Below are 10,521 nucleotides of genomic sequence, written 5' to 3'. Positions count from 1 at the left end.
ACGCGGATGTTCTCGCCGTAGCCCGGCCAGACGAACTTGCCGCGCTCGTCCTTGCGGAACCAGTTGACGAAGTAGATCCGCGGCAGCTTCGCCGGGTCCTTCCCCTCGCCCATCTTCAGCCAGTGGGCGAAGTAGTCGCCCATGTTGTAGCCGCAGAACGGCAGCATCGCGAACGGGTCGCGGCGCAGCTCGCCGATCGCGTTCTCGGCCGCCGCGGTGCCTTCCGAGGCCACGTTGGAGGCCATGAACACGCCCTGGCGCCAGTCGCGGGCCTCATTGACCAGCGGCACGGCCGAGGCGCGGCGGCCGCCGAACAGGATGGCCGAGATCGGCACGCCGGCCGGGTCTTCCCACTCGTCGGCGATCACCGGGCACTGGGCCGCCGGGACCGTGAAGCGGGCGTTCGGGTGCGCGGCGGGCTCGCCGCTCTCCGGCGTCCAGTCGCGGCCGCGCCAGTCGATCAGGTGCGCCGGCGGTTCGCGGGTCAGGCCCTCCCACCACACGTCGCCGTCGTCGGTCAGCGCCACGTTGGTGAAGATGCAGTTGCCGTGCAGGGCGTCGATCGCATTGCCGTTGGTCTCGACGCCCGTGCCGGGCGCCACGCCGAAGAAGCCCGCCTCGGGGTTCACCGCATAGAGCCGGCCGTCGTCGCCGAACCGCATCCAGCAGATGTCGTCGCCGATGGTCTCGGCCTTCCAGCCCTCGAGCGTCGGGTGCAGCATGGCCATGTTGGTCTTGCCGCAGGCGCTCGGGAACGCGGCGGCCACATAGCGCACGTCGTTGTCCGGCGAAGTCAGCTTCAGGATCAGCATGTGCTCGGCGAACCAGCCCTCGTCGCGGGCCATGACCGAGGCGATGCGCAGGGCGAAGCACTTCTTCCCGAGCAGGGCGTTGCCGCCGTAGCCCGAACCGTAGGACCAGATCTCCCGGGTCTCCGGGAAGTGGACGATGTACTTGATCTCGTTGCAGGGCCACGCGACGTCGGCCTGGCCTTCCGCGAGCGGCATGCCCACCGAGTGGACGGCGGGAACAAAAAAGCCGTTCTCGCCGAGCTGGTCGAGGGCGGCCTTGCCCATCCGGGTCATGATCCGCATCGATACGGCCACATAGGCCGAGTCGGTCAGCTCCACGCCGATGGCCGAGATCTTCGAGCCGAGCGGCCCCATGCAGAACGGCACCACATAGAGGGTGCGGCCCTTCATGCAGCCCTTGAACAGGTCCTTCAGGTCGGCCCGCATCTCGGCAGGGTCGAGCCAGTTGTTGGTCGGGCCGGCGTCCGCTTCCTTCTCCGAGCAGATGAAGGTGCGGCTCTCCACCCGCGCCACGTCGCGGGGGTCGGAGGCGGCGTAGAAGGAGTTCGGGCGCTTTTCGGGGTTGAGGCGCTTCAGCGTCCCGGCCGCGACGAGTTCGCTCGTCAGTCGCTCCCATTCCTCGTCCGAGCCATCGCACCAGACCACCCGGTCGGGCTGCGTCATCTCGGCGATCTCGCGGACCCACTGGACGAGTTTCAAATGTTTCGTCGGCGCGGGCTCAAGTCCCGGGATGGTCCTAAGGCTCATTCAAAACAACTCCCTGGCCCCATGATCTGCCGGAACCGACGGGTCCCCCGCGCGATCAACGCATTGAACTAACGCAGCTCGCAGGCCCTCGTCCTGCAAGTTGCGGCCCAGCTACAGCGCCGGGTCGCCCCACAACGTATGAAAACGCCTTTGGATCAGTCGCTTGGGATCACAAAGCGGCACACGCTTCCGCTGCATACAGCCCTGACGCAACGTTCCGCCAGCGCCTTAGACGCGACATTCGTAATGACACCGGTAGCAATGCCGGAATCGGCCCCATTCGGCCCCTGGCGAGCCGGCGCTTGGCGGCGCGCCGGGTTTGGGGCACACCGAATCCGTGTCGGAAACCCAACCCAACGGGCCGAATCTCAGCAGCGGCGAGGACGCCCTCGTCCGCATCTACCTTGCGCGCCGCGATACCCTGATCCGCTTCTTCGCCGCCCGCGTGGGCCGGCGGGCGGCCGAGGATCTCGCCCAGGAGCTCTATCTGAAGCTGGCGTCCCGCAGCGAGACAGTGGAAGCCGATAATCCGCTCGCCCTGCTCTACCGGATCGCCACCAACCTCATGCTCGACCGTGTTCGCGGCGAGCGCCGGTCGGCAGCCCGCGAGGGGGCGTGGCGGCAGGCCGCGCACCTTTCCATGGGCGGCGAGGACGTGGCCGACGAGCCGGCGCCCGACGAGGCCGCCGCCTCCCGCCAGCGCCTGCGCCAGCTGGTGGACGCCGTGGCCGAGCTGCCGCCCCAGATGCAGCGCGCCTTCCGCCTGCACAAGCTGGAGGGCCTCAGCCACGCCGAGACCGCCCGGGCGATGGGACTGTCGGTCAAGTCCGTGGAAAAGCACATCAGCGCCGCCCTCAGGACCCTCACCGCGAGGCTCGGCTGATGATTCTACCCCGAATTGAATCCGACGACCGGGGGGTGAGACCGCTCGGCGCCGTCAATGTCGGTGACGGAGTGCGCCGGGGGGCGCGCCGGGAAGGACGATGAACGAGCCCTGGGCATACGGCGGAGACGCGGCGCGGTCGGAGGCGGCCGACTGGATCGTCCGGCTGCAGGCCGACGACCTCACGGAGGCCGACGCCCTGGCCTTCGACGCCTGGCTGCGGGCCTCTTCCGCCCATGTCCGCGCCTATGACGCCGCGCTTGCCGTGTGGGATGAGTTCGGCGCCGGGGGCGCCGAGGTGGAACGGGCGCTGAAGCCTGCTCGCGTCCGCCCCCAGCCCAGCCGCCGCTTCTACCTCGCCGCAGGGGCCATGGCCGCCGCCGCCGCAGTCGCCGTCGTCGTGGCGCCCGGATGGCGACCCGAGCCTCCACCGGCCGGATACATGACCGCCAACGGCGAACATCGGACCATAGCCCTCGCCGACGGGTCGACGATCGAGCTCAACGCCGGCACCCGCCTGAGCGTCGCCCTCGGCCGCCATGAGCGGCGCGTGGTCCTCGACGAAGGCCAGGCGGTGTTCGACGTCGCCGCCGATCCCCGTCGCCCGTTCGTCATCGCCGCCGGCGACCGGATGGTGCGCGTGGTCGGCACCCAGTTCGACGTCCGGCGTCGCGACGGGCGCCTGTCGGTCACGGTCGCCGAAGGCGTGGTGGAGGTCCGCCCCGCCGGGGAGGCCGCCGGCCGCGCCTTCCGGCTGCGCCCGGGCCAGCGGCTTGATCATGTGGAAGGCTCGCCGGACGCCCGCGTCGTCGCCGCCGCGCCCGAAGAGGTGCTGGGCTGGCGCGCCGGCCGCCTGGTCTACCGGGACCGGCCCCTCGGCGAAGTCGTGGCCGACCTGAACCAGCAGTTCCCCACCCCGATCCGCCTGGAGGACCCTTCGCTGGCGGCGACGCCGATCTCCGGCGTGCTCATCCTCGACGACCAGGACGCGGTCATTCGTCGCCTGGCCTTGCTGGTTTCGGTGAGCGCAGTACGTTCCGGCGACGGCGTGACCTTGCGACGCGACGACGCGAGGCGCTGATGGGGATCAGGGGCGATTTCCACGCGGGGCGTGCATGTGGCGTGGGCGGTGGGCGCCGCGGGCCTCGGCCTGCTGGCGACGCGCGCTGACGCGGCCGAGGCCCGCTACCGCTTCTCCATTCCGCCGAAGTCCTACGCCGACGCCCTGATCGACCTCGGCATGCAGGCGAACGTCTCGGTGGTGGGCACCTCGGCCTGCGGCGCCGGGGGCCCCGCCAGCCTCTCAGGCTCCTACGCACTCGACGACGCGCTGCGCCGCCTGTTGGCCGGCGCCCCCTGCAGCTACAGGATCGTCGATCCCCGCACCGTCCGCATCGCGCCGCCCGCCCCTGTGCCGGAGGAGCCGATCCGGGTCCCCACCCTCGTGGCCGAGCTGATGGTCACCGCCACCAAGCGCCCCGCCGGCCTCGGACGCATCGCCGCCGGGGTCAGCGCCATCCCCGGCCCGCAGCTCGAGCTCACTGGCGCCGCCGACATCGGCCGCACGACCGGACAGCTGGCGGGCGTCCTGACCACCAACCTCGGGCCCGGCCGGGATAAGCTGATGATCCGCGGCCTCTCCGACGGCGCCTTCACCGGCCGCGCCCGCTCGACGGTCTCCACCTACCTCGACGACGCCCCGATCAACTACAACGCCCCGGACCCGGACCTGAGGCTCACCGACGTGGAGCGCGTGGAGGTCGTCCGCGGACCGCAGGGGGCGCTCTACGGCTCCGGGGCGCTCACCGGCATCTACCGGATCGTCACCCGCAAGCCGGATCTCGAGACCGTGGGCGGCGGCGTCTCCAGCCAGCTCGCCTCGACCAAGGGCGGTTCGGCAAGCCGGGTCCTGGAAGGCCACGTCAACCTGCCCCTGGTGCGAGGCCAGGCGGGCCTGCGCGCGGTCGCCTATCACGACGTCCAGGGCGGCTACCTGGACAACACCAGCCTGCGGGTCTCCAACGTCGACCGCACCACGCGCGACGGCGGCCGCCTGGCCCTGCGCGTGCAGATGTCCGACGCCTGGCAGGCCGACTTCGCGGCCACGGGCCAGCGCCTCCGTTCGAACGACACCCAGTACACCACGCCGGATATCGGTCGTGGCCGCGTCAACCAGTTGCGCGAGACCCACAAGAACGACTTCGCCGAGGGCGCCGTGACGCTGCGGGGCGAGCTCGGCTGGGCCAGCGTCAGCTCGTCGGTGGCCTACGTCCAGCACACCTACGCCAGCCAGTACGACGCGTCCGAGGCGCTGGAGGACTTCTTCGCCAACGACGTCGCCGACCTCGGCCTCTTCTACGAGTCCGCCCGGGTCAGCATGCTGGTGGAGGACCTCGTGCTGCGCTCTTCCGGGCCCGGCCCCTTCGCCTGGCTGGTGGGCGCCTACGCCGCCAGCACACTGGAGAAGACCCCGTCCTCCCTCGGGGTGCGGAACGAGGCGGCCGGCCGGCTGGAGACCATCTACCGTGAGAACCGGCGCGATCGTGTGCGCGAACTCGCCCTCTACGGGGAGGCGTCCTACCGCTTCGGGGACGGCTGGACCGCCGTGGCCGGCGGGCGGCTGTTCGAGACCCGCGTCCGCACCCTCGCCGACGTCACCGCCGCCCCGCCCGGCTACTCGCGCATGTTCGAGGGCGAACGGACCTTCCAGGACATCCTGCCGACGTTTTCGGTGCAGCGGGAGTTCGCCTCAGGGGACCTGGTCTATGCGCTCTACTCCGAAGGCTTCCGCCCCGGCGGCTTCAACACCGGCGGCTTCCTGGGCCCCATCCGGCCCAGCCGCACGACCTTCGTTCCCGACCGGCTGAGGAACTACGAACTGGGCGCGAAGCTGCGGCTGGCCGAGCGCCGCCTCGCCGTGCGCAGCGCGCTGTTCTACGACCGCTGGACGAACATCCAGAGCGACCAGTACCGGCCCTCGGGGCTCGCCTACACCGCCAACGTCACCGACGCCTGGATCGTCGGTCTGGAGGCGGAGGTCGCCTACGAGTTCGACTTCGGCCTCTCGCTCCAGGCCAACACCCTGCTCTCCGCCTCGGAGATCACGCGGCCCAACATGGATTTCGCCGCGGAGCTCGTCGGGGAACTGCCGGGAGTGCCCGAGGTGTCCGGCGGCGTCCTGGCGATCTACGAGCGGCCCTTGGGGGCACTCACCCTTCGTCTCACGGGCGAGGCCAGCTACGTCGGCCGCTCCGCCGTCTCGTTCGACGCGGCGAGGGCCTCGCGGATGGGCGACTACCTCCGCGCCCGCCTCGCGGCCGAGGTGGCCTCCGACCGCTGGGCCGCCGGGGTCTTCGTCTCCAATCCCACCAACGACGCCGGCGACACCTTCGCCTACGGCAATCCCTTCAGCTTCCGCCGGGACGGACTGCGGCAGGTGACGCCCCAGCGGCCGCGGACCATCGGCGTCCGTCTCGCCGGGGCCTTCTAGGCGCCTCACCTGAAAACTTGGCCATGGCCACTGGGGGGCGTTGGGTGACGGCGGCGTCATAACAGGTGAACGGGCCGTAAGACGGGCCCGCGCGGGAGGCTGGGGAGTCGCCGTGGTCAAGTTGTCTGCGCTCGTCTCGATACGGGGCGAGGAGCCATTGTTGGGTGACGCCCTTCGCCGTCTCGCCTTCTGTGACGAGATCGTGCTCGTGGCCGACCGCCCGACCCAGCGCACGCAGGAGATCGCCCGCCGGCACGGCGCACAGCTCGTAGCCGGCATCTTCCCCCTCGATAGCCAGCGGCGCACCGCCGGCGCCGAGGCCTGCGGCGGCGACTGGATCCTGGAGGTCGAGCCCGACGAGCAGGTCGACTCGGCGCTCGCCTGGGAGATCCGCGCGACGCTGCAGATGCGCCCTCAAGGCGATTGGTTCGAGGTCCCGGTGGCCAACTACGTGGCCGGCGCGCTGGTCGAGCGCGGCTGGGGCGGTGTCCTGGGCTCGGTCCGGGACGCCCGACTGTTCCGACGCGGCGCCAAGCGCTGGCCGCCACGCCGGTTCGGCGGCGGCGTGCTCTCGGGAGCGTCGGGGGGCGCTCTCAAGGGCGCGTTGCGTCGCCAGGTGGCCGAGGACGTGGGCGGACTGGTGGAGCGGCTCAACCGCCTCACCGCGCTGGCAGCCGAGGATCGCGCGGAGGCGGGTCACGCGGGCGGCTACGGCGCCGTCCATGGCCTCGGCCACTTCCTGGGCAGCTACGTCGGCCGCGCCGGCTGGCGCGAGGGTCGCCTGGGCTTCCTGATCGCCCTGCTGGCCGGCCTGCATCCCGTCCTGACCCATCTGCGGGCGCGCGAGATCCTCGAGACCCGCCGACGCACGGCCGGCGCCGCGGCGGCGCCCGAACTGCTGAAGGTCGCCACGCGCTGAGCGCCGGCCGCTGCGGGCCAGCCTCAGGTCTGCTAGGATCGGGCCTCACGCTGGGAGCCCGCCATGGTCCGCCTGCCTGCCTTCCTCTCGGTCATTGCCCTCTGCGCCGCGCCCCTGCCGGCCGGCGCCCACCACGGCTGGGCGGACTATCACGACGAAGAGTTCCAGCTCACCGGCGTGGTCGAGGCGGCCGAGCTCGTCCAGCCGCACGGCCGCATCCGGGTGCGCGCCCAGGGCGGGACCTGGGACGTGGTGCTCTCGCCGCTCGCCGCCATCCAGCGCGCCGGCCTCACGACCCGCGCCGTTCCGAAGGGCGCCCGCGTCACCGCCCACGGCCACCGTCATCGCAATGCCGGGCGCCTGGAGATGAAGACCGAGCGGCTGACCGTCGCCGGGCGCACCTACGATCTCTATCCCAACCGCCGGTGACGCCCGTCCGTCCCAGCGGCCTCCAAACATGCTATCCGGCGGCGGCCGCGACTCCGCCGCGGCGCAGCGAGGGCGCCTGATGGCGATTCTGGTCACCGGCTCGGCCGGCTTCATCGGCTTCCACCTGGCCCGCCGGCTCTTGGAGCGCGGCGACGAGGTGGTGGGCGTCGACAACCTGAACGCCTACTACGAGCCGTCCCTCAAGGAGGCCCGCCTCAAGCTGCTGGAGGCCAATCCCCGCTACCGTCACGTGCGCCTGGACCTCGCCGTTCGTGAGGGCATGGCGGCCCTCTTCGCCGGGACGAGGCCGACCCACGTCGTCAATCTCGCGGCGCAGGCAGGCGTCCGCTACAGTCTGGAGAATCCGCACGCCTACGTGGACTCCAACCTCGTGGGCTTCATGAACGTGCTCGAGGGCTGCCGCGCGGTGCAGCCGAAGCACCTCGTCTACGCTTCGACCAGCTCGGTCTATGGCGCCAACGGCAAGCTGCCGTTCAGCGTGCATGACCACGCCGTCCACCCGATCACCCTGTATGCCGCGACCAAGGTGGCCAACGAGGCCATGGCCCACGCCTACGCTCACCTGTACGGCATTCCCTGCACCGGCTTCCGGTTCTTCACCGTCTACGGCCCCTGGGGCCGCCCGGATATGTCGCCGTTCAAGTTCATCCGCGCGATCCTGGCCGGGACGCCGCTGGACCTCTACGGCCAGGGCCAGATGAAGCGCGACTTCACCTATGTGGACGACATCGTCGAGGGGCTGGTGGCCTCCCTGGACCGGCCGCCCTCGCCCAATCCCGCCTGGGACCCCAAGGACACGGACCCGGCCACCAGCGGCGTCGCGCCTTGGCGGATCCTCAACCTGGGCAACAGCCAGCCGGTGGACCTGATGCGCTACATCGAGGTCTTCGAGCAGAAGCTCGGCAGAAAGGCGGTGCTCAACATGATGCCCATGCAGCCGGGCGACGTGACCAACACCGACGCCGACGTGACCGAGACCATGTCCGCCCTGGGGTACGCTCCGAACACGCCGCTCGAGGTTGGCGTGGGCCGCTTCGTGGACTGGTACCTGGACTACTACGGCCGCTGAAAAGCCCAATTGATCCGCCAGCTTCGCTGAGTCATTAGGCATCGGACGAGGGACGCGTCAGATGAGCCAACCGCCGGAAGTCACGACCACCGATCTGCCGCGGCAGGACGCCGCCGAACACCGGGCTGACGGATGGCGGCTGGTGCAGGTCGCGCCGGGTCCCGAGGCGCCCGAGACGCGCGACAAGGCCGCCCGGCAGAAGGGCATGGCCATCGCCCTCGTCGGAGGCACGGTCTTCTGGGCCGCCGTGGCCGGCGTCGTCGCCCTGGTCCGCGCCGCGAACTGAACGCCGCCCCCGCCGGCGCCCAAGAAGGCGGCGCCGACTGATCGCCAGACAGGCGCGGACGCCAAGTTGAGCCTCGCAGGCGGCATTGCGTCCGCCCCCGCGTCCCTGACCCTGCCTAGTCAGGGGGCATGCGCGTCCTCGTCATCGATCCCGACCCGGCCCGGGCCGCCCTCGTGGCGGAAGGGCTCGCTGGCGTCGAGCCGCTGGAGGTGCGCCGGGCGGCGGTGTTCGACGCGGTGGAAGCCGCGGTCTTCGAGCCGGACTGCATCGTCGTGGCCTCCGACAGCCCGGATCGCGACACCATCGAGAGCCTGCGCGAGGCGACCGGCGCCAACCCGCGCCCGGTGGTGATGTTCGTCGACCGGTCCGAGCCCGGCCTCGCCGAGGCGGCCGTCCGCGCCGGCGTCGCGGCCTATGTCGTGGACGGCCTCTCGCCGGCGCGAGTGCGCTCCGTGCTGGAGGTGGCCATGAGCCGCTTCCAGCTGATGAACCAGCTCCGCCAGGACCTGGAGAAGGCCAAGGCCGACCTCGCCTCGCGCAAGACCATCGAGCGGGCGAAGGCCCTGCTGATCAAGGAGCGCGGCCTCGACGAGGACGCCGCCTACCGCCTGCTGCGCAAACTCTCCATGGACACCGGCCGGCCGCTGGGCGCGGTGGCCGCCGACCTGCTGGCCTTCGCCGGCGTACTGAAGGGGGACGCGCCATGAGCGGTGAGCGGACGCTGCGCCTGGGCTTCATGCCGCTCAACGACAGCGCCGCCCTCCTGGCCGGCCGGGCCATGGGCTTCTTCGCCGACGAGGGGCTGGACGTCGTCCTGAGCCGCGAGGCCTCCTGGGCGACGGTGCGGGACAAGCTGGCGGTCGGCGCGCTGGACGCCGCCCAGGTGCTCGCCCCCATGGCGCTCGCCGCCACCCTTGGCGTCGGCAGCGATCCGGTGGCCATGGCCGCCCCGCTGATCCTCAGCCGCGACGGCCCGGCGATCACGGTCGCCAGCCGGCTGGCCGGCGTGTTCGGCGCCGACGGCGCCCGGGGGTTGGCCCGGCTGGTCGCGCGGCGGCGCGAGGAGGGCGCCAGTCCCCTCACCTTCGCCGTCGTCTTCCCCTACTCCGCCCACGCCTACCTGCTGCGCGGCTGGATGGCGGACGCCGGGCTCGACCCGGACCGGGACGTGCGCCTGACGGTGGTCCCGCCGCCGCGCACGGCCGAGCTCCTGGCCGAGGGTGTGATCGAGGGATTCTGCGCCGGCGAGCCGTGGAACCTGCTGGCCGAGGCCGCCGGCGCCGGCCGCGTCGTCGCCCGGGCGGCGGACCTCCACGGCCACAAGCCCGACAAGGCGCTGGGCGTCACCCAGGCCTGGGCCGCCGCCCGTCCGGACGTTCTCGCCGCCCTCCTCCGGGCCCTGGCCCGCGCCTCGGCCTGGGCGGACACGGTGGAGAACCGCCCCGCCCTGGCGGAGCTGCTGGCCCGCCCTGAACACCTCGACCGGCCGGCGGAGCTTCTCGAGCGGAGCCTGGCCGGGATGTCGCTCGGCGAGAATCGGCCCACGCCGGAGGACGCCGCCTGGGTGGCCGGCCAGATGCGGCGCTGGCGCCAGGCCGGGGCGCAGGCCGACGCGGCCGCCGCAGGCGTCTTCGCCCCCGATCTTTTCGACCGGTCGCTCGCCGGCGCCTGAAGATCGGTCAGCCGGGGCGGCCGGCGCCGGCTTTTTGCGCTGCAGCATGAAATCCGCAGCGCGACCGTCGCACACAGCGTGACGGGGGCGACGGGCGGGGGCCTCCTTCCGGTCAGGCCCAGGACAACGGCGTTCGCGGCCCCCGGACCGGCTCGATGACGAGCCCCTCCATCGCCCAGGCGACGCCGCCGCT

10 protein-coding genes are annotated in these 10,521 nt (G+C 71.8%); 9 read left to right on the top strand and 1 reads right to left on the bottom strand.

Features of this window, described 5'->3' with window-relative positions; all coding sequences use genetic code 11:
* Positions 1-1,511: phosphoenolpyruvate carboxykinase (GTP) (locus tag V7Z97_RS17275; protein ID WP_334164680.1), on the bottom strand; the 1,511-nt coding region annotated here is incomplete at its 3' end.
* Between the two features lie 385 nt (positions 1,512-1,896).
* On the opposite strand from V7Z97_RS17275, the gene V7Z97_RS17270 reads away from it, so the two are divergent.
* The 9 genes from V7Z97_RS17270 (at position 1,897) to V7Z97_RS17230 (ending at position 10,328) form a co-directional block, all read left to right on the top strand.
* The gene (locus tag V7Z97_RS17270; protein ID WP_334164679.1) at positions 1,897-2,442 is read left to right on the top strand and encodes an RNA polymerase sigma factor; all 546 of its coding nucleotides are present in this window, start codon (positions 1,897-1,899) and stop codon (positions 2,440-2,442) included.
* Positions 2,443-2,542: 100 nt separating this feature from the next.
* Complete coding sequence (locus V7Z97_RS17265) at positions 2,543-3,523, top strand: FecR family protein (RefSeq protein ID WP_334164678.1); 981 nt, start codon at positions 2,543-2,545, stop codon at positions 3,521-3,523.
* A gap of 30 nt (positions 3,524-3,553) precedes the next feature.
* Positions 3,554-5,932 (top strand): TonB-dependent receptor, encoded by a 2,379-nt coding sequence (locus tag V7Z97_RS17260; RefSeq protein ID WP_334164677.1) that lies wholly within the window; start codon positions 3,554-3,556, stop codon positions 5,930-5,932.
* 160 nt (positions 5,933-6,092) lie between these two features.
* Positions 6,093-6,851, top strand: a complete 759-nt coding sequence (locus V7Z97_RS17255) for a glycosyltransferase family 2 protein (RefSeq protein WP_334164676.1) — start codon at positions 6,093-6,095, stop codon at positions 6,849-6,851.
* A gap of 63 nt (positions 6,852-6,914) precedes the next feature.
* Positions 6,915-7,280, top strand: a complete 366-nt coding sequence (locus tag V7Z97_RS17250; RefSeq protein WP_334164675.1) for a DUF6152 family protein — start codon at positions 6,915-6,917, stop codon at positions 7,278-7,280.
* A gap of 79 nt (positions 7,281-7,359) precedes the next feature.
* Positions 7,360-8,370, top strand: coding sequence for an NAD-dependent epimerase (locus V7Z97_RS17245; RefSeq protein ID WP_334164674.1), 1,011 nt, complete (start codon positions 7,360-7,362; stop codon positions 8,368-8,370).
* 61 nt (positions 8,371-8,431) lie between these two features.
* The gene (locus V7Z97_RS17240; RefSeq protein WP_334164673.1) at positions 8,432-8,656 is read left to right on the top strand and encodes a hypothetical protein; all 225 of its coding nucleotides are present in this window, start codon (positions 8,432-8,434) and stop codon (positions 8,654-8,656) included.
* A 128-nt stretch (positions 8,657-8,784) separates the two neighbouring features.
* Positions 8,785-9,363 carry an ANTAR domain-containing response regulator gene (locus tag V7Z97_RS17235; RefSeq protein WP_334164672.1) on the top strand — a complete coding sequence of 193 codons (579 nt, stop codon included), beginning with the start codon at positions 8,785-8,787 and terminating at the stop codon, positions 9,361-9,363.
* A complete protein-coding gene (locus V7Z97_RS17230) occupies positions 9,360-10,328 on the top strand; it encodes a CmpA/NrtA family ABC transporter substrate-binding protein (protein WP_334164671.1) in 969 nt (322 codons plus the stop codon). Before V7Z97_RS17235 ends, V7Z97_RS17230 begins: the two co-directional genes overlap by 4 nt.
* Positions 10,329-10,521 lie beyond the last annotated feature (193 nt).

The sequence above is a fragment of the Phenylobacterium sp. genome (assembly GCF_036821595.1).
Taxonomy (GTDB): domain Bacteria; phylum Pseudomonadota; class Alphaproteobacteria; order Caulobacterales; family Caulobacteraceae; genus Phenylobacterium.
This window is presented reverse-complemented; position numbering and strand designations above follow the sequence as displayed.